Here is an 18,707-nt window from a genome sequence, read left to right as displayed (position 1 = left end):
AGGCCGGGGGACATTCGCGGAGCGGAGTACGCCGTCGGCGCGGTCCCGGACCACGCCCCACCGCCTTCGAAACCGCGTCTGCTATCGATTAAATAGCTACAGGCCGGCATCCGACGACGGCTACAGCCCTTTTCCATTCAAATCCGGGTGTCGACCTTCGCGGTCGCGCCAAGGCAAGGCCCGCCCCGCATGACAGACCAGGACCTGGCCTACGAACACAACGGCCGGCGGGTGTCGCGCGAGCGCTTCTATGCGATCGCCTGCGACACGCGGCGCAGCGTGGCGGTGGAGGCGTGCGCGGGCGCCGGCAAGACGTGGATGCTGGTGTCGCGCATCGTCCGGGCCCTGCTGGAGGGCTGCCCGCCGCACGAGATCCTGGCGATCACCTTCACCAAGAAGGCGGCCGGGGAGATGCGGGAGCGACTGCAGGAATGGCTGGCCGACTTCGCCGCGATGCCGTACGACGAGCGGGTGGCCGAACTGCGCGCCCGTGGCGTGCCCGAAGCACAGGTCGTGGATCCGAAAGGCCTGCAGCCGGTGGTGGACCTCGGCATGCTGCTATCGAAACTGCAGCAAGACGTGTTCGCAGCCGGCCGGCCGGTGCAGGTGCGCACCTTCCACAGCTGGTTCGCCGCGCTGCTGCGCACCGCGCCGCTGGCGGTGCTGGAGCAGCTGGGCCTGCCCACCAGCTACGACCTGCTGCAGGACGATGCCGAGGCCGTCGCTCGCGTCTGGCGCCGCTTCTACTCGGTGGTGCTGGAGGATCCGGCGCTGCATGCCGACTTCGACGCCCTGGTCGCGGTGCACGGCCGCTCGCAGACCCACAAGGCGCTGGCCGCGGCGCTGCAGCGGCGGATCGAGTTCACCCTGGCCGACGGCGCCGGCGTGGTGGACGGGGCCATCGCGCGGTGGGAGACGCTGTGGCCCGACATGGTGGCCGGGTCGCCGGCGTCAGGCGATGGCGATCCCGGAGCTTCGTCGGCCCGGCCGGTCGACTGGCTGCTGTCGCAGCGCGACGCGCTCTATGCGGCCTCGCGCGCGCTCGGCCGTGCCAGCGCCAAGACCTTTTCCGCCGCCGGCGCCGCGCTGGAGCAGGCCGTCACCGCCGGCGACGCCGCCGGCATCCGCGCCGCGCTGCTCACCCAGGCCGGCGAGCCGCGCAAGTTCAACGACAAGCTGGAAGGGATCGAGTCGGTCCGCGCCGCGCAGGAGCTGGTGCAGCGCTGCGCCGAGGCCGAATCGCAGCACGCCGCCTGGCTGCACCACCACCGCATGGCGCGGCTGGTGCGGGTGCTGGTGGCCGAATACGCCGCCTTGAAGCGCGAGCGCGGCTGGGTCGACATGAACGATGTCGAGCGGGCCGCGCAGGCGATGCTCTCCGACCCGGTGCTGGCCGGCTGGGTGCAGCAGCGGCTCGATGCGCGGGTGCGGCACCTGCTGGTCGACGAGTTCCAGGACACCAACCCGCTGCAATGGCAGGCGCTGCAGGCGTGGCTGTCGGGTTATGTCGGCGCCGGTGCCGGCGATGCGCCCAGCGTGTTCCTGGTGGGCGACCCGAAGCAGAGCATCTACCGGTTCCGCCGCGCCGAGCCGCAGGTGTTCCGCGCGGCGCAGCGCTTCGTGGTCGAAGGCCTGGGCGGCGACCGGCTCGCCTGCGACCACACCCGGCGCAACGCCCCGGCGGTGATCGACGCGGTCAATGCCGCGATGGGCGCCGCGCAGGACGCGGGCGAGTACGACGGCTTCCGGCCGCACACCACCGAGTCGCACGCCCCCGGCGCGGTGCTGCGCCTGCCGGTCGTGCCGCGCGACGACAAGGCCGAGGCGGACGACGATGCGCCCGCCTGGCGCGACAGTCTCACCACCCCGCGGGTGCTGCCCGAGGACACGCTGCGCCACCGCGAATGCCGCCAGGCCGCCGACTGGCTGGTGGCCCAGATGCAGGCGCGCGGCCTGCATCCGCGCGACGTGATGGTGCTGGCGCGGCGCCGCGTCGCGCTCTCCGCGATGGACGAGGCGCTGCGGGCCCTGCACGTCCCCGCCCAGCAGCCCGAGAAGACCGACCTGCGCGATGCACCCGAGGTGCAGGACGTCGTCGCGCTGCTGGACGCCTTGCTCTCCGACGGCCACGACCTGTCGCTGGCCCGCGCGCTCAAGTCGCCGATCTTCGGTTTCTCCGACGACGACCTGGTGCAGCTCGCGCTGGCCCGCCGGTCCGACGCCACCGGAAGTACCTGGTGGTCGCTGCTGCAGCAGCCCGACGCGCAGGTGCCGGCCGATCTGCTGCCCCGTCTGCAGGCCGCCGGCGCCACGCTGCTGCGCTGGCGCGGCTGGGTCGACCGGCTGCCGCCGCACGATGCGATCGATGCGATCTACCACGACGGCGACCTGCTGGCCCGCTTCGCCGCGGCCGCCCCGGCCGCCTTGCGCAGCACCGTCGTCGCGCGGCTGCGCGCCGTTCCGGGCGCGGCCCTGCAGATCGACGCGGGCCGCTTCTCCACCCCCTACGGCTTCGTGCGCAAGCTGCGTGCCGGCGGCGTCAAGGCGCCGGTGCGGGCCGATGCCGACGCGGTGCGGCTTCTGACGGTGCACGGTGCCAAGGGCCTGGAGGCCGAGCTGGTGCTGCTGCTCGATACCGACGCCGCCCCCGCGCGCGGCGAGACGATGGGCGTGCTGGTCGACTGGCCGGGCGAGGCGCCGGTCCCGCAGTCGCTGCTCTTCTTCGCCAGCGAAAGCAAGCCGCCGCCGGGCGCCGCCGCCGCCATCGCCGCCGAGCAGGTGGAGCGCCGCCGGGAGGAGCTCAATGGCCTCTATGTCGCCACCACCCGCGCGCGCGGCCGGCTGGTGCTGTCCTGCGTCGAGCCGCACCGCGCGCCGGTGGGCAGCTGGTGGCGCCGGATGGAAGCGCTGGCCGAGCCGGTAGAGGCGGCGCCCGTGCCCGCGCCCGCCGCCGCCGCGCCGACATCCGCATCTGCCGACATCGACTTCGACGATGTCCTCGCTTTCCAGGATGCCGCAGCCGCTCGCGTTTCTGCGGCCGATGCCGATGCCGATGCCGATGCCGATGCCGATGCTGGTCTTGGTCTTGGTCTTGGTCTTGGTGTTGGTGTTGGTGTTGGTGTTGGTGCTGTGACTGCTGGCCCGGGCCCGGGCTCGGGCTCGGGTGGAGGCGGAGGTGACGTCGGCATCCATGACACGGCGCCCGATTCCGCCCAATTCCTTGCGCACCCGCCGGACCGGCTCCCTCTCCCTCTGGGAGAGGGCGGGGGTGAGGGCCGCGCCCGGCCAGCACCGGCCCCGCCGCCGGCGGTGGAAACTTTCTACATGCCCTATCTGCCGCTGGCCGTCGAAGGCTACCGGCTTCCTGCTATGGATTCGGTAGCAATCGCCGCGCCGGAGAGAAAGATCGAGGCCGCCATCGGCCAGGCGATGCACCGCATGCTCGAATGGGCGCAGGCCGGGGACACCTCGATTTCCGATGCGCAGCGCGACGCCGCCGCCCGCGAATGGGGCCTGGACGACGCCGAGGCCGCCCGCGCCGCCGCCCTGGCCCGGGCGGTGCGCCACGGCGACGGCCGTTGGGTGTGGGACGACGCGTTGCTCGACTGGCAGGGCAACGAGGTGCCGATCAGCCACGCCGGCGAGCCGCTGCGGATCGACCGCCTGGTGCGCCGCAGGGACAGCGGCGAATGGTGGGTGATCGACTACAAATCCGCCGGCATGCCCGAACGGCAGCCCGAACTGGTCGCCCAACTGCGGACCTACCGGGCGGCGGTGCAGGCCGCGTTTCCGGGCGAGCCGGTGCTGGCCGCGTTCCTGACCGGGCGGGGCACGGTGGCGGTCGTGGAGGCGAGCGTGGTGCCCGATACGCCGCCGCCCGGGGGTGCGCAGCCGGCTGCCGAGCCGTTCCTTTCCGACCGGGCCGCCGCCGCGACAATGCAGGACACGGCGCCCGACCCGGTGCCCCCGGCGGTGGCGCGACCCGATGCGGTGCCGCCCCTGCCCCCGACGCCCCGGCGCAAGCCGACGCCACCCCCGCCAGCGCCGCCTTCGGCGCAGGGCGACCTCTTTTCCTGAATGCTCCGATGTCCGACGCTGAAGCCCTCGCCCCCGTTTCCCTCGCACCCCACGCACCGGTCGTCGTCGTCGGGGCCGGCCCGGCCGGCCTGATGGCGGCGGAGCGGCTGTCGGCGGCGGGACTGCAGGTCCATGTGTACGACGCGATGGCGTCGGTGGGCCGCAAGTTCCTGCTGGCCGGCAAGGGCGGCCTCAACCTGACCCATGCCGAGCCGGCCGAGCGCTTCGCCACCCGCTACGGCGCGCGCCAGGCCGAGGTGGCGCCGTGGCTGGAGGGCTTCGGCGCCGATGCGGTGCGCGCCTGGTCCGAGGGCCTGGGCATCGGCACCTTCGTCGGCAGTTCCGACCGGGTGTTCCCGACCGACATGAAGGCCGCGCCGCTGCTGCGCGCCTGGCTGCACCGGCTGCGGCATCCCGCCATCGGCGAGCCGGTGCAGTTCCACATGCGCCACCGCTGGTCGGGGTGGGCGGAAGACGGCGCGCTGCGCTTCTCCTCGCCCGCCGGCGAGACCGCGGTGCAGGCCGGCGCGGTGGTGCTGGCGCTCGGCGGCGGCAGCTGGAAGCGGCTCGGCTCCGACGGCGCCTGGGTGCCGCTGCTGGAGGCACGCGGCGTGCCGGTGGTGCCGCTGGCGCCGGCCAACTGCGGCTTCGACGTGGCGGGCCGGCCCGCGGGCGGCGACGACGAGGTCGAGAGCCGGCGGGGCTTCCTGAAGGCGCTGGTCGGCCGGGGCGACGCGCCCACCACCGGATGGACGCCGGTCTTCGCGGAGCGCTTCGCCGGACAGCCGTTCAAGTCGGTCGCGATCCGCGTCGAGACGCAGGACGGCCGCCGTTTCGCGCGGCGGGGCGAGTTCGTCGCCACCGCCACCGGCGTCGAAGGCAGCCTGGTCTATGCCGCGTCGGCCCTGCTGCGCGACGAAATCGCGGCGCACGGCAGCGCCACCTTCCACCTGGACCTGCTGCCCGACCGCACGCCCGAGCAGGTGCTGGCCGAGGTGCGGCATCCGCGCGGCTCGCGCTCGCTCTCCAGCCACCTGAAGAGCCGCCTGGGCATCGACGGCATCAAGGCCGGCATCCTGTACGAACTGCTCGGCAAGGAGGCCATGGGCCAGCCGGCGGCGCTGGCCGCCGCGATCAAGGCGCTGCCGGTGACCCTGGCCGCGCCCCGTCCGCTCGACGAGGCGATCAGCAGCGCCGGGGGCGTGCCGTTCGAGGCGATGGATGCCCACGGCATGTTCGCCGCGCTGCCCGGCGTCTTCTGCGCGGGCGAGATGGTCGACTGGGAGGCGCCCACCGGCGGCTACCTGATGACGGCCTGCATGGCCAGCGGCGTGGCGGCGGCGGCGGGCGTCTGCGCATTCCTGGGCCGCGCACCGGCAAGCCGCTAGGGACCGCGCGGGCCGGCCGGACTCAGGCCGCGGCCGTCGGTTGCGGCGCCAGCGGCGCCGACGGTTCCGGCAGCGGGCCGGTCGCCGCTTCGGGATCGGCCCGGCAGCAGTTCTTGCCGGCCCGCTTGGCGGCGTACAGCGCTTCGTCGGAACGGCGCAGCAGGTCGCCCGTGCGGTCGCCGGCGCGTCCGCAGGCCAAGCCGATGCTGATGCCCAGCGGTGCCCGGTCGGCGGGAGCGGACTGCAGGGGGTGGCGCGCCAGGCCGCGCGCCGCCGCCAGCAGCCGTTCGGCGAGGGCCGCCGCGTCCTGGCGGCCCGCGGTCTCCATCAGCACGCCGAACTCCTCGCCGCCCAGCCGCGCCGTCGTGTGGGGGACCGCATGGTCGCGCATCGCATTGGCCAGCGCTTTCAGCACCGCGTCGCCGTGGTCGTGGCCGAAGCTGTCGTTGATCTGCTTGAAATCGTCGATGTCGACCATCAGGAAACAGGTCTGCTGCAGGCCGCCGGCATGCTCCAGCGCCCGCAGGCGCTCCATCATGCTGCGCCGGTTGTCCAGGCCGGTCAGGGCGTCCTGGTAGGCCATCGCTTCCAGCGTCAGCCGTTGCCGGTAGCCGGCATGGCGCAGGTTCGAGAACGCGAAGTTCAGGAAGATGCCCATCGCCGCCACCGCGCCCAGCAGCAACACGTTCCAGCCCAGGTCGCGTTCCGGCGCGAGCCGGATCCATTCGCCGCGGCTCAACAGCAGCGCGATCACGACCAGCGCGGTGACGTACTGCGGCACGGTGGCGAAGATCGGCGCCATCACCAGCACGAACACGATGCCGATCACCAGGCACCAGGCATGGCCCGACGGGCTGACCGACGCCACGCGGTAGAACGCCTCGGCCAGCAGGCTCACCGTGAGGGTGGTAAGCAGGAAGATGCGGCCGAGCGTCTTCACGAACAGCATGGCGATCAGTCCCAGGCTCACCAGCGCGCACAGGAGGCCCAGCACCTTCAGGTCGTACTGGTAGGCGGGCTCGGCGATGGCCCACGCACCGATCAGGGCCACCAGGCCCAGCGCCTGCGCCACGATGCCCAGCGACTGCAGTTCCCGCATGCTGCGGATATCGACCGGAACATCGTTCGTGCGCGGCATGCCGATGCCGGCGATGCGCCTGGCCGCCACCGCGGCCGCGTCGGGTTCGTTCTTGCATCCAGGGCCGTCGTCCATCGGTACCTTGATGTGAAAGTCGGGGTATCGGACCCTACTGTGCACCTCAACCCGCGCGTCCGGTGCCTTGGAGCAGGCGAGACCGGCAAATAAAGTTCAAGGCCCGGGGTTTGTCCGCAGCCGGCCCGGTGACGACGCGGCCGGATCGACGCCCGCCCGCCGCAACGCATCCGGCAGCGGCTCGTCCAGCAGCAGCGCGCGCGCGAGCATGGCGACGCCCGCCGCGCTCTGGATGCCGTAGCCGCCCTGGCCGGCCAGCCAGAAGAAGCCTTCGCACCGCGGGTCCCAGCCGACCACCATGTCGCCGTCGGGCACGAAGGAACGCAGGCCGGCCCAGGTACGGTGCGGCCGGCGGATCCGCATCGTGGTGGCCTGCTCGATGTGGTGGATGCCCAGGGCCACGTCCAATTCCTCGGGCACCACGTCGTGCGGCGCCACCGGGTCGGCGTTGGCGGGCGAGCCCAGCAGCAGTCCGGCGTCTGGTTTGAAGTAGTAGGTCTCGTCGATGCCGACCACCGCCGGCCAGGCGTGGATGTCGACGCCTTCCGGCGCGGGGAAGGTGAAGGCGCTGCGGCGGCGCGGCTCCAGGCCGATCGGCGGCGCGCCGGCCATCGCGGCCAGCGCGTCGGCCCAGGCGCCGGCCGCGTCGACGAGGGTGCGGGCCTGCAGGGTGCGGCCGTCGGCCAGGGCGATGGTCCAGAGGCCGTCGCTGCGCTGCAGGGCGGCGACTTCGGCATCGGCCAGCAGCCGGCCGCCGCGGCGGCGGAACCCGCGCAGGTAGCCCTGGTGCAGCGCATGCACGTCGATGTCGGCTGCGCCGTCTTCCGCGATGCCGGCGGCCGCGGCCTCGGGCCGCAGCACCGGCACCAGCGCGGCGATCTCGGCGCGGTCGACACGGCGCACCGTGCCGGAGCGGGCCGAGAGCTCCGTCCAGGCCTCATCCAGCAAGTCCGCCTGGTCGGGTCCCGCCACGTGCAGCACGCCGCGCGGGGTGAGGATCGGGTCGGTGCCGAAGACCTCGGGCGGCGCGTCGTAGAACGCCCGGCTGGCCCGCGTCAGCGCCCGGATCGCGGGCGTGCCGTAGGTCTCCATGTAGAGCGCGGCCGAGCGGCCGGTGGTGTGGTAGCCGGGCTGGCTCTCGCGCTCCAGCAGCACCACCGCGCCGGAGTCCGCGATCTCGTAGCCGACCGATGCGCCCGCGATGCCGGCGCCGACGATGGCGAAGTCGTAGATGTCCATCGTTCGTTTCCTCAGACGACCGATGCGGCGCCGCTGGCGGCACGGGCATCCAGCACCGGCGGCGCGGTGACGATGGAGGTCAGCGCGGGCTGCGCATGTCGGAGCCGCGACACGTCCGGCACCGGCCGGCGCAGGGCCGGGTCGCCGGCGAAGGCCTGTTCCAGCGCATGGCCCACGCCCAGCGTGTGGCGGTCGGCGCGGAACCGGCCGACGACCTGCAGGCCGAAGGGCAGGCCGGCCCGGTCGGTGCCGCACGGCAGGGCGAGCGACGGGTGCGTGGTCAGCGTCGTCACGTAGGTGAGCGAGAGCCAGCGGTAGTAGTTCTCCTGCGCCACCCCGTTGATCGTGGCCACGTGCGGCTCGGTCCAGGGCATCGGCGAGACAGGCGTGGTGGGCGCGAGCACCACGTCGAACTGCTCGAAAGCGGCCTGGAAGCGCTTGAGGATCTTGGTCTGCTCGGCCTGCGCCCAGGCGCTGTCGAGCAGGCGCATCGCGGCGCCCATCTCGTAGTTGGCGCGCGGGTTGGGGCCGAGGGAGGCCGGGTCGCGCTCGTAGGCGTCGCGCATGCCGGCGACGAAGGCTTCTGCGCGCAGCACGTCGAAGCAACGGTGCACCTCGCCCAGGTCGATGTCGAGCGGCTCGCAGCTGCGAAACAGGTGGCGCATCGCGGCGATCTTGTCGCGGAACACCGCGCGGATGCCGTTGTCGACCGCGCAGGCCCCGAAGTCTTCGGTGTAGCAGACGCGAAGATTGCCCAGATCGACCGGCTTCGGCAGCAGGAAGGACAGCGGGTCCAGCTCGTAGGTCAGCGGGTCGCTCACCGATACGCCGGCGGTGGCGGCCAGCTGCAGGCAGGCGTCGGCCACGGATCGGCCCATCGGGCCTACCACCGAGATCGGCGTCCAGCCAAGCGGCTTGCGCGAGCTGGGCACCACCCCGGGCGAGGGCCGGAAGCCCACCACGCCGCACTTGGCGGCCGGGATGCGCAGCGAGCCGCCGGTGTCCGACCCGGTGCACACCGGCAACATGTCGAGCGCCAGCGCGCAGGCCGAGCCGCCCGAGGAGCCTCCCGCGTTCAGGTTGGGATCGAACGGGTTGCCGGTGGCGCCCCAGACCGGGTTGCGCGAATTGGCGCCGGCACCCATCTCGGGGATGTTGGTCTTGCCGGCGACGATGGCGCCGGCGGCGCGCAGCCGCGCGACCAGCACGTTGTCGGCGGCCGGCACGTTGGCACGGTGGATCGGCGAGCCGTAGGTGGTCAGCAGGCCGGCGGTCTCTTCCAGGTCCTTCACGCCCAGCGGCAGTCCGTGCAGCAAACCCAGCGGCGCGCCGGAGGCGACGGCCCGCTCGGCGGCCTTCGCCTCGTCGCGCGCCCGGTCGAAGCAGGTCGCGGCGACCGCGTTCACGTAGGGATTCACCGCCTCGATGCGGGCGATGCAGGCGTCGAGCAGTTCGACCGGCGAGAGCTGGCGCGCGCCGATCAGGCGGCGCATGTCGGTGGCGGGAAGGGCGACGATGTCGGTGGCGTCCATGGTGTGCGTTGTCTCTTCTGGAATTGGGAGGTATCCGGGGCAGGGGCGGTCTTCAGCGGCTCAGGCCGCGCGCCGAGATCGGCCATACCGCCTCGACCGTGTCGCCGCGGAACGCGACGAGCTCGTCGTGCAGGTTGAGCGTCGGGTCGCAGTGGCCGGGCACCAGCTGCAGCACGCTGCCGAGGGCGGGCAGCGGCGCGCCGTCGGTCGCGACGACGATGCCGTGCTCGTCGTTGGCGGCGCGGTAGACCAGCCCGCTGCCGGGCGGCCAGACGGCCGGCAGGCCCGAATCGACCGCCAGCGACTTCAGCCCCGCATCGACCACCACGTGGGCGCCGGCCGCGGTGCTCATCACCGCCGTCGCCAGGAATGCGGCGTGCGAGAAGCGCAGGCCGTGGCCGCCTTCGTTCTCGGCGTAGTCGCGGTCCATGAAGGCGTAGGAGCCCGGCTGCAGCTCGGTGTAGACGCCGGTATGCAGGTCGAACTCGACGCTGCCGCTGCCGCCGCCGGTCACCGTGGCGCAGCGCACGCCGGCCTGGGCCAGGGTTGCCACGACCGCGCCGGTGCGGTCCGCGGCGCGCCGCGCTTCGGCGCGCCGGGCGTCCCAGGCGCGCAGGTGCTGCATGCCACCGTGGTAGGCCTGCAGGCCGCGGAAGTCGAGCTGCGGATGGCGGCCGATCACCTCTACCAGCCGCAGCACCGCGTCGGCATCCGCCACCCCGCAGCGGCCCTGGCCGATGTCGATCTCGACGAAGACGCCGATCCGGCTGCCTGCGGCGGCGGTGGCGTCGGCCAGGGCGATCACCTGCGAGGCATCGTCCACGCAGACGCTGATCCGGGCCGCCAGCGCGGCCTGCGCCAGCAGGCGTGCCTTGCGGGCCGACGAGAGCTGGTTGCTGACGTGGATGTCGGTGATGCCGGCGGCGATGAAGGGCAGCGCCTCGCTCGCCTTCTGGCAGCAGATGCCGACCGCGCCGCGCGCCACCTGGGCCAACGCCACCGCCGGGCATTTGTGGGCCTTGGCATGCGGCCGCAGGTGGATGCCGGCGGCATCGGCGGCGGCCTGCATCCGGTCGAGGTTGGCCTCGAAGACGGCCAGGTCCAGCAGCAGGGCCGGCGTGTCGACCTGCGCCAGCGGCAGGCCAGGCACCGCGGCGGGCTGCAGCAGGGGCGCGCCGGCCGGGGAAGGGAGAGAGGAGGTGGTGGTGTGCGTATTCATTCCGGGAGAATGTTGGCACGCTGCGCGATCGCCCGCATCACCGGCAGCTCCTTCTCGATCAGCGAGCCGAGCGCGGCGCCGTCCATGAAGCGCGGTTCCAGGCCGGCGGCGGAGAGCTTCTCGCGCATCTCCGGGTTGGCGACTGTGTCGGCCAGCGCCTTTTCCAGCTTGGCACGCACCTCGGGCGGCAGGCCGCGCGGGGCCACCACCGCGACCCAGGTGTCGGCGTCGATGTCGTAGCCGCTCTCGGCGAAGGTGGGCACGTTGGGCAGCAGGGCCGAGCGTTTGGCGGTGGTGACCGCGATCGCCTTGATCTTGCCGTTCTTCAGCTGCGGGATCGCGGCGGCGACCGTGTCGACCGAGAACGGCACCTGCCCGCCCATCAGGTCGGTCATGGCCGGGGCGCTGCCCTTGTAGGGCACGTGCAGCAGTTTGGTGTCGGTGGCGCGCAGGATCAGCTCGCCGGTGAACTGTGCGGTGGTGCCGGTGCCGAAGGAGGCGTAGGAATACTTGTCGGGCGAGGCCTTGGCCAGCGCGACGAACTCCTTCGGATTGTTCGCCGGCACGTCCTTGTGCGCCAGCAGGATCAGCCCGGTGCGGGCCACCATGCCGAGCGGCTCGAAGCTCTTGACCGGGTCGTAGGCCAGCTTGGGCTGGATCGCCGGGTTGACGGTGAAGGTGGTGCCCGAGCTGATGAGCAGCGTGTAGCCGTCGGGCGCCGCCTTCGACACGTAGGTGGCGCCGATGGTGGTGCCGGCGCCGGCGCGGTTGTCGGCGACCACCGGCTGGCCCAGCTTGTCGCCGAGCGTCTTGGCGACCAGGCGGCCCACCACGTCGGTCGCGCCGCCAGGCGGGAACGGGATCACCAGGGTGATCGGACGCGACGGGTAGGCGGCCTGCGCCCAGGCGGTGCCCACCGGTGCTGCGAGGGCGACGGCCGCGAGGGCGGCACAGGCGAGGAGGGTTTTGCGGTTCATGCTGCGGTGCTCGGAGTGGGTGGAGGAAGGGCCGATGGCGGGTGGGCTGGGGAGAACGGATTGCGAAAACGGCGAGAGGCGGCTGGCCCTGCAGGCTCAGGCCGCGGCGCCCGCCGGGCGGCCAGGGGCGCCGGCAGCGGCGGCGCCGCGGGCGTGGAGGCGCTCGTACTCCTCGTCGGGCACGAAGAGCCCGCCGGTCGTCCAGGCGATGTGGGTCGACTGCGCCATGCGGTCCGCGAGGCCGCGCCGGGCGAGGTAGGCCTGTCCGGCGGCGCTGGCCCGCAGCATCGCGGGGCCGGCGAGGCCTGCGGCGGCCGAAGGCTCGATGCGGATGGATGCGGTGGCCGCGGCGGTGTGCAGCAGCCGGAACATGTACTCGTCCTCGACGGTGTAGACGCCGCCCAGCAGCGGCCGCACCACGTCGGCGGCCAGCTCGGAGGCGCGGGGCACCGCCAGGCCGTCGGCCTCGGTACGGTTGTCCAGGCCCACGTCGTAGACCGAGGGGTTGGAGCCCAGGTGCGCCAGCACCGGGGTGCCGGCCAGCATCTGCACCAGAAAGCAGGGCGAGCGGGTCGGCTCGGCGAAGAAGCAGTGCACGTGCGGCCCGTAGATCTGCGCCAGCCCGTAGGCGATGCCGCCCGGCGCACCGCCCACCCCGCAGGGCAGGTAGACGAACAGCGGGTGCTGCGCGTCGACCGTGCGGCCCAGCGCCTGCAGCTGCCGTGCCAGGTGCGGTGCCGCGGCGGCGTAGCCGAGCAGGAGGGAGCGCGACTGCTCGTCGTCGACGAAGTGGCAGCGCGGATCGGCGTCGGCCGCGCGCCGGCCCGCGGCCACCGCTTCGGCATAGTCGCCGGCGTGCTCGACCACCTCGACGCCGCGCTTGCGCAGCCGGGCCTTCTTCCATTCCTTGGCGTCGGCCGACATGTGCACCACCGCCTCGAACCCCAGCGCGGAGGCCATCACGCCGATCGCCAGGCCCAGGTTGCCGGTGGAGCCCACCGCCACCTGGTGGGCGGCGAACAGCGCCCGCGCCGCGGGCGACGCCAGCACCCGGTAGTCGCCGCCGGGGGCTAGCAGGCCGTGCGCCAGGGCCAGCGCCTCGGCGTGCTCCAGTACCTCGTGGATGCCGCCGCGTGCCTTGATCGATCCGGCGACCGGCAGCGCATGGTCGGCCTTGACCAGCAGGGTGCCGAAGCCTTCCGGCATGCCGAGCGCCTGCTGCAGCCGCGGTGCCCGCACCAGCTCCGATTCGATGCGCCCGGCGCTCGCGTCCAGTTCGGGGAACAGCAGCGCCAGGAGCGGCGCGAAGCGGGCGAGCCGCTCCACCGTCGCATCGACATCAGCGGGGCTAATGCCGTGCAGCGCACCGCCGGACGCCGGATCGCCCGCTTCGTCCGATGCCCAGAGCACGGGGCGGCCGGCCGCCAGGTCGGCGAGCGAGAAGGCGGGATCGGCATCGGCAGCGAGGGCAGCCGGCGGATTCGGAACGATGGAGAGGTCGGACATCTGCGGCAGCGTTGTGAGTGGTGGGTTCATTGTTGGCTCCGCTGCCGCGGCCCACAATGCATTTATAGTGGTCCCCCGATTAGCCAGACTAATGACCATCATGCAGATCCGCCTCACCCCTTCGCTGCTCGCATGGTTACGGTGCTTCGAGGCGACCGCCCGGTGCCGCAGCTTCACCAAGGCCGCCTCGGAACTGTGCGTGACCCAGGGCGCGGTGAGCCAGCAGGTCAAGCACCTGGAGGGCTGGCTGCAGCGGCCGCTGTTCCTGCGGACCCCACGGGCCCTGGTGCCGACGCCCGAGGGGCAGTGGCTGGCGGTGGTGCTGCGGGAATCGTTCCAGGCCATCGAGGGTTCGCTGGGCCAGCTGAAGGCGGCCCCCGACGACCGGCCCACCGCGCTCAGCTGCGCTCCCTCGTTCGCCATGGGCTGGCTGACGCCGCGGCTCGGCGACTTCTTCCGCGCGCACCCCGAGGTGGGGCTGCGGGTGATCGGCGAGTTCCACGCGCTCGACCGCGAGCGGATGGCGCGCGACGACGTGGCCGCCGCGGTGCGCTTCGACCTGGGCGACTACCGCGACCTGCAGGCGACCGAGTTCCTGGACGAGTGGCTGCTGCCCGTAGCAAGCCCGGGCTTCCTGGCGGCGCATCCGGCGCTGCGGTCGCCGGCCGACCTGCACGGCGCGCTGCTGCTGCACGACACCAGCGCCTGGGCGGGCGCGGGGCCGTACGAGGAATGGGAGCAGTGGCTCCGCCATGCCGGCGCGCCGGTGCCGCCGATGGGGCAGGGCCACCACTTCAACCTGTCGCAACTGGCGGTGGGCGCGGCGCTGGCCGGGCAGGGCATCGCCATCGGCCGGGCGGCCCTGGTGCTGGACGACCTGGCCGCCGGCCGGCTGGTGGCGCCCTTCGGTCGGCCGGTGCGGTCGCGCGCGTCCTACTACTTCGTGTCGGAGATGGACCCGACGGCCCACACCGCACTGGTGCAGGCATGGCTGGCGGCGCAGGCGGCGCGCTTCCGGCTGCAGCGCGATGCGGTATTGGCGCAGTGGATGCCGGCAGCGGGCCGGTAGCGGTGCGGGCCGGCCCCCTCCGCCCGGCCCGCATCGGGGCCTGAAATGTTGCGCCTCCCGCTCTACGCGCCGGGATCCTGCGCCAGCACCACCCGGTTGCGGCCTTGCGCCTTGGCGGCGTAGAGCGCGGTATCGGCGGCCCGCAGCAGGTCTTCCAGGTTGCAGAGCGCGTTGCGCGCGGTGGCGACACCGAAGCTGGCGGTGACGCGCACCTGCTGGCCGTTCTGCAGGTCGATGCAGGCCGCCTCGATGCCGCTGCGCAGCCGCTCGGCCGCGCGCATCGCGCCGGCCGGGTCGGGGTGCACCAGCAGCACGATGAATTCCTCGCCGCCGTAGCGTGCCACCGTCTCGCCGGTGCGCAGCATGTTCTGGGCGACGGCGGCCACCCGCATCAGCACCCGGTCGCCGGCCTCGTGCCCGTGGCGGTCGTTCACCTGCTTGAAATGGTCGATGTCGAACAACATCACCGCGATCGGCAGGTGGCGCGCATCGGCGCGGGTGGCGGAGTTGCGCAGTGCCTCGGTGAAGGCGCGGCGGTTGAGGATGCCGGTCAGCGGATCGGTGAGCGACAGGCGCTCCAGGTCCTCGATCAGGTGGATGTGCTCGCGCTCCAGCCGGCGCTTCTCCACCGCGCCGGTGCGCAGCCGCTGCAGCGCGTCCTGCACCGCGCCGACCTCGTCGGTGCGGTCCGAGCCGGGCACCGGCTTGTCGAGCTGTCCGTCGGCGATGTCGCGCAGCGTCTGGGCGGCCGCTAGCAGCGGGCGTACCACGCGTCGCCGCAGCGCCCAGGCGCTGACCGCGAGCGCCGCCAGGATCAGGGCGCTGAGGCTGCCGGTGATCGCCAGCCGGCGCCGTGCCACGCTGCGCGCTTCCTGGGCCCCGGCGAAGGCGTCCTGTACCAGCACGTCGCGCAGGTCCAGGATCGGCTGCATGTCGGGCACGTAGCGCTGGGCGAAGGCCGCGGCGTCGTAGCCGTAGGGCTCGCCCAGGCGGCTGCGCTCCTGCATCAGGAACACGAAATGCAGGCCCGAGCCGAAGTAGCGCCGGTCCATCGTCTCCAGCGCCACGCGCGCCGGTGCGTCGGGCGGCAGCCGCATCAGTGGTCGCTGCACCAGGGTCTGCAGCTGCACCAGCCGGCCGTGCAGGAAGCCGATGCTCTGGTGGTCGGTGGGCGTCAGCGGCTGGCCGGTGGTGAGCGCCACAGTGAACTGGGATCCGAGCTGCCCGGCATATTCGCGCAACTCCGCGCACATGCGGGCGCCGGCCATGCCCTCGGAGATCGGCCGGTAGGCGTCGGTGGCATTGCGCGACAGGGCGGTGTGCGCGGCCATCAGCGGCGGAACGACCGCGAACATGTCCTGCTGCGCCTGCCGCACCGCGACCGGGTCCCGCCGGGACCGGGGCAGGTCGGCCAGGCGGTCGATCTCGGCGCGGGCACGGGCCACGGCACGCGCCGTTTCCTCCAGCAGCGGCAGCGTGTCGCGGTCCGCGGCGTGGCCTGCGAGCTCGATGTAGTCGACCAGCTTTTCCATCGTCGCATCGCTGCGGGCCCGCGACGCGGCCAGCCGCGCGCGGTGATCGGGCGTCGGGCTGTCCCCGTCGCCCAGGACCGCGTTCATCGGACCGCGCTCGAAGGCGAGCTTTTCCGCCACCACCAGTGCCTGGCGGGCGGCCTGCATCGACACCAGGCCCTCGCCCAGCGACCGGTAGCGCTGCCACTCGTCCAGAAAAATACGGGCGAAAAGCGCGGTGACCAGCGCTGCGATCAGCGAAGTGAGAACGACGGAGAGCCGGGCCAGGGTCATGGGACTGCGCAGGGACGAAGATGGAAAAGGCGGCAGTCTAGGTAGGGCCGGGCACGCGAGCCCGGGCAGACGACGGACGGCAACGACCGAAGGGAAAGCCGGGGGGACGGCCGCAATACGCGCCCGGAGTACGGTTCGGATTCAGTCGAAGGCCATGACGAGCCACGGCGTCCGCATGCGAAGTCCGGAAGGGCGATCCAGAAATGCCGACGGCGCCCGAAGGCGCCGTCGACAAGGTGCGGGGCAGGTCAGTACGTCGTGCCGCGGGCCGGTGCCAAAATCACCGGGTCGGCCGAGCGGGGCTCGATGACCACGTTGGAGGTGTCGCGGGGCAGCTTGATCGTCTCGACCGCCCGGATCATGCCGCCATCGGACACGGTGCCGGCCCATTCGCCTCGACCGGAAACGCGCGCCATGCAGGCGGCGGCGTCTTCGCGGTTCTGGAACACCTCGCAGCGCTTGGCGGCGTTGGCCGCGTAATCGGCGCCACCCTGCTCCAGGCGGCCGCTGCGCTTGTCGGCCGCGGCGTTGCGGGCCTCTTCCAGGCAGGTGGCCCGGCTCTGCGGGGTCATGCCGTTCATGCAGGCGCTGCGCTCCTGCTGGAAGCTCCCGCTGTTGTCGATGCCCGGTGCGGGCAAGGTGGACTGGGCCAGTGCCGCGCCGGAACCGACGACAAGAAGCCCGCCAAGGGCGGCGAAACGGAGGCGGGCGCGGAGGGATTCGATGGAGGCGTTCATGGGTGGTGTCCTTTCGGAAATTCGATGGCTCGACTCTATGGACAGACCGCGACCGGGATGCAGGAGAGGGCAACCACCGCATGCGCTCTCATCCCCGACATCAGGATAGGACAGGTCCGGCGGCCTGTTCGGGATGTCCTACATGCAGGTTCGGGCTCGTTGACCTCGCAGGCGCACTGCCAGCAGGGGTGTGCGAAAGACCCGGCACCCCGCCGTCGTGGTGCAACGGCCGCACAATCGAGGGTATTCCCTAGGGTGGCGCCACGACCACCGACTTCCCCGGACCGCCATGCACATCTCGCCCGCCGAAACCAGCCCCGCCACCATTCCCATTGCACGCGCGGGCTCCGGCAACGGCGCGGCGCTGTTCGCCCTGGCGGTCGGCGGCTTCGGCATCGGCGCCGGCGAGTTCGCGATCATGGGGCTGCTCCCCGAGGTGGCCCGCGACCTGAACGTCTCGATCCCGACGGCTGGCCACGTCATCAGCGCCTATGCCCTCGGCGTGGTGGTCGGCGCGCCGGTGCTGGCCGTGTTGGGCGCGCGCTGGCGGCGGCGCAGCCTGCTGGTGGCGCTGATGCTGGTGTTCGCCCTGGGCAACTTCGCCAGCGCGGCCGCACCGGGGTATCTGTCGCTCAACCTGCTGCGCTTCGTCGCCGGGCTGCCGCACGGCACCTATTTCGGTGTCGCGGCCCTGGTGGCGGCCGGTCTCGCGCCGCCGGGGCGCCGCGCCAGCGCCATCGCCACGGTGATGCTGGGCCTGACCGTCGCCACGGTGGTCGGCGTGCCGCTGTCGGCCTGGCTGGGCGAGGCCCTGGGCTGGCGGACCGCCTTCGTCTTCGTCGGCCTGATCGGCCTGGGCGCGGCCTGGATGGTGCGCCGGCACGTGCCCGATACCCCTGCCGACCTGCAGGCGAGCCCCCTGCGGGAACTGGGCGCCCTGCGACGACTGCAGGTGTGGTTGACGCTCGGGATCGGCGCAGTGGGTTTCGGCGGGCTGTTCGCGGTATTCAGCTACGTGAAGCCGACGTTGATCGAGGTGGCGGGCCTGTCGCCTGCGCGGGTGCCGCTGGTGCTGGCGGTGTTCGGCCTGGGCATGGTGGCGGGCAACGTGGTCGGCGCGCGGCTGGCCGACCGCGACCTGACCCGCACCATCGGCGGCGTGCTGGTCTGGGCGGCGCTGGTCCTCGGCGCGTTCTGCTTCACCGCTTCGGACGCGGTGGCCGCGACGGTCACCATCTTCTTCATCGGCACCACGGTGGCGCTGGCGCCGGCCCTGCAGATCCGCCTGATGGACGTCGCGGGCGATGCGCAGACGCTGGCGGCGGCGCTGAACCACTCGGCTTTCAACATCGCCAACGCGCTGGGCGCCTGGCTGGGCGGCCTGGCGATCGCGGGCGGACTGGGCTGGGTTTCGACCGGGTGGGTCGGAGCGCTGCTGGCGCTGGGCGGGCTGGGCGTGTTCGCGGTATCGGTGGCCGTGGCGCGTTCCCGCGCTGTGCGCTGACCGGCACGCGCCGCATCGGCCGGCGTGCGGTGCGGCACCGGCGGGATCAGGCCCTCAGGCCATCACCCAGACCTTGCGCACCGTCTCGATCGTGCGCCAGGTGCCGACGTAGCCGGGCTTCATGACGAAGCAGTCGCCGGCCCTGAAGGTCTGCGGCGCGGCGCCCTGCTCGGTGATCTCGACCACGCCCGACAGGATCAGGCAGAACTCCCAGGTGTCGCCCTTGATCGAGTGGTTGAGGCCGGGGGTGGCCTCCCACACGCCGGCCCGTACCTTGCCGTCCTTGGCGCTGTCGACGTCCCAGTTGCGGCAGACGATGTCGCCCGCGATCACCCGGTCGGCCGGCGGGCGGTACCGGGGCGCATCGCCCAGGTGGTCGAAGCGGAAGGGGACGAGCAGATCGGGCATGGTCGGGTCTTGCGGGATGGGGATACCGCCAGA

13 protein-coding genes are annotated in these 18,707 nt (G+C 72.8%); 4 read left to right on the top strand and 9 right to left on the bottom strand.

Annotation, left to right across the window (positions count from 1 at the left end; translation table 11 throughout):
- The first annotated feature begins 189 nt into the window (after positions 1–189).
- The gene (locus tag ASE76_RS17910) at positions 190–4,077 is read left to right on the top strand and encodes a UvrD-helicase domain-containing protein (RefSeq protein WP_156362871.1); all 3,888 of its coding nucleotides are present in this window, start codon (positions 190–192) and stop codon (positions 4,075–4,077) included.
- Positions 4,078–4,085: 8 nt separating this feature from the next.
- Positions 4,086–5,465, top strand: coding sequence for a TIGR03862 family flavoprotein (locus ASE76_RS17905; protein WP_055842758.1), 1,380 nt, complete (start codon positions 4,086–4,088; stop codon positions 5,463–5,465).
- A 22-nt stretch (positions 5,466–5,487) separates the two neighbouring features.
- Here the strand turns inward: ASE76_RS17905 and ASE76_RS17900 are convergent, their stop codons facing one another.
- The 6 genes from ASE76_RS17900 to ASE76_RS17875 form a co-directional block, all read right to left on the bottom strand.
- Positions 5,488–6,678, bottom strand: a complete 1,191-nt coding sequence (locus ASE76_RS17900) for a GGDEF domain-containing protein (RefSeq protein WP_055842756.1) — start codon at positions 6,676–6,678, stop codon at positions 5,488–5,490.
- A 96-nt stretch (positions 6,679–6,774) separates the two neighbouring features.
- Positions 6,775–7,917 carry an FAD-binding oxidoreductase gene (locus ASE76_RS17895; RefSeq protein ID WP_055842752.1) on the bottom strand — a complete coding sequence of 381 codons (1,143 nt, stop codon included), beginning with the start codon at positions 7,915–7,917 and terminating at the stop codon, positions 6,775–6,777.
- 11 nt (positions 7,918–7,928) lie between these two features.
- On the bottom strand, positions 7,929–9,449 hold the full coding sequence (locus ASE76_RS17890; RefSeq protein ID WP_055842749.1) for an amidase: 1,521 nt from the start codon (positions 9,447–9,449) through the stop codon (positions 7,929–7,931).
- 52 nt (positions 9,450–9,501) lie between these two features.
- Positions 9,502–10,668 (bottom strand): DSD1 family PLP-dependent enzyme, encoded by a 1,167-nt coding sequence (locus ASE76_RS17885; protein ID WP_055842746.1) that lies wholly within the window; start codon positions 10,666–10,668, stop codon positions 9,502–9,504.
- On the bottom strand, positions 10,665–11,645 hold the full coding sequence (locus ASE76_RS17880; RefSeq protein ID WP_055842743.1) for a tripartite tricarboxylate transporter substrate binding protein: 981 nt from the start codon (positions 11,643–11,645) through the stop codon (positions 10,665–10,667). Before ASE76_RS17880 ends, ASE76_RS17885 begins: the two co-directional genes overlap by 4 nt.
- 96 nt (positions 11,646–11,741) lie before the next feature.
- Complete coding sequence (locus ASE76_RS17875; RefSeq protein ID WP_055842739.1) at positions 11,742–13,151, bottom strand: D-serine ammonia-lyase; 1,410 nt, start codon at positions 13,149–13,151, stop codon at positions 11,742–11,744.
- Between the two features lie 100 nt (positions 13,152–13,251).
- Between ASE76_RS17875 and ASE76_RS17870 the strand changes: the two genes are divergently transcribed.
- A complete protein-coding gene (locus ASE76_RS17870) occupies positions 13,252–14,220 on the top strand; it encodes a LysR substrate-binding domain-containing protein (protein ID WP_055843074.1) in 969 nt (322 codons plus the stop codon).
- A gap of 62 nt (positions 14,221–14,282) precedes the next feature.
- Here ASE76_RS17870 and ASE76_RS17865 read toward each other — a convergent pair whose 3' ends face one another.
- Positions 14,283–16,025, bottom strand: a complete 1,743-nt coding sequence (locus tag ASE76_RS17865; protein ID WP_055842736.1) for a diguanylate cyclase — start codon at positions 16,023–16,025, stop codon at positions 14,283–14,285.
- A gap of 248 nt (positions 16,026–16,273) precedes the next feature.
- Positions 16,274–16,762, bottom strand: a complete 489-nt coding sequence (locus ASE76_RS17860) for a hypothetical protein (RefSeq protein ID WP_055842734.1) — start codon at positions 16,760–16,762, stop codon at positions 16,274–16,276.
- Between the two features lie 289 nt (positions 16,763–17,051).
- Here ASE76_RS17860 and ASE76_RS17855 point away from each other — a divergent pair, with 289 nt between their 5' ends.
- Positions 17,052–18,266 carry an MFS transporter gene (locus ASE76_RS17855; RefSeq protein ID WP_055842731.1) on the top strand — a complete coding sequence of 405 codons (1,215 nt, stop codon included), beginning with the start codon at positions 17,052–17,054 and terminating at the stop codon, positions 18,264–18,266.
- Positions 18,267–18,320: 54 nt separating this feature from the next.
- Here ASE76_RS17855 and ASE76_RS17850 read toward each other — a convergent pair whose 3' ends face one another.
- Positions 18,321–18,674, bottom strand: a complete 354-nt coding sequence (locus tag ASE76_RS17850; RefSeq protein ID WP_055842729.1) for a cupin domain-containing protein — start codon at positions 18,672–18,674, stop codon at positions 18,321–18,323.
- Positions 18,675–18,707: the final 33 nt, after the last annotated feature.

Source organism: Xylophilus sp. Leaf220 (genome assembly GCF_001421705.1).
Taxonomy (GTDB): domain Bacteria; phylum Pseudomonadota; class Gammaproteobacteria; order Burkholderiales; family Burkholderiaceae_C; genus Xylophilus.
The sequence above is the reverse complement of the archived record's forward strand: the minus strand, read 5'-3'. Positions and strand labels throughout refer to the sequence as shown.

Bases quoted from the DNA above. Each gene is read 5' to 3' on its own strand.
- ASE76_RS17910 (WP_156362871.1), top strand. From the start codon at position 190: ATGACAGACCAGGACCTGGCCTACGAACACAACGGCCGGCGGGTGTCG.
- ASE76_RS17905 (WP_055842758.1), top strand. From the start codon at position 4,086: ATGTCCGACGCTGAAGCCCTCGCCCCCGTTTCCCTCGCACCCCACGCA.
- ASE76_RS17900 (WP_055842756.1), bottom strand. From the start codon at position 6,678: ATGGACGACGGCCCTGGATGCAAGAACGAACCCGACGCGGCCGCGGTG.
- ASE76_RS17895 (WP_055842752.1), bottom strand. From the start codon at position 7,917: ATGGACATCTACGACTTCGCCATCGTCGGCGCCGGCATCGCGGGCGCA.
- ASE76_RS17890 (WP_055842749.1), bottom strand. From the start codon at position 9,449: ATGGACGCCACCGACATCGTCGCCCTTCCCGCCACCGACATGCGCCGC.
- ASE76_RS17885 (WP_055842746.1), bottom strand. From the start codon at position 10,668: ATGAATACGCACACCACCACCTCCTCTCTCCCTTCCCCGGCCGGCGCG.
- ASE76_RS17880 (WP_055842743.1), bottom strand. From the start codon at position 11,645: ATGAACCGCAAAACCCTCCTCGCCTGTGCCGCCCTCGCGGCCGTCGCC.
- ASE76_RS17875 (WP_055842739.1), bottom strand. From the start codon at position 13,151: ATGTCCGACCTCTCCATCGTTCCGAATCCGCCGGCTGCCCTCGCTGCC.
- ASE76_RS17870 (WP_055843074.1), top strand. From the start codon at position 13,252: ATGCAGATCCGCCTCACCCCTTCGCTGCTCGCATGGTTACGGTGCTTC.
- ASE76_RS17865 (WP_055842736.1), bottom strand. From the start codon at position 16,025: ATGACCCTGGCCCGGCTCTCCGTCGTTCTCACTTCGCTGATCGCAGCG.
- ASE76_RS17860 (WP_055842734.1), bottom strand. From the start codon at position 16,762: ATGAACGCCTCCATCGAATCCCTCCGCGCCCGCCTCCGTTTCGCCGCC.
- ASE76_RS17855 (WP_055842731.1), top strand. From the start codon at position 17,052: ATGCACATCTCGCCCGCCGAAACCAGCCCCGCCACCATTCCCATTGCA.
- ASE76_RS17850 (WP_055842729.1), bottom strand. From the start codon at position 18,674: ATGCCCGATCTGCTCGTCCCCTTCCGCTTCGACCACCTGGGCGATGCG.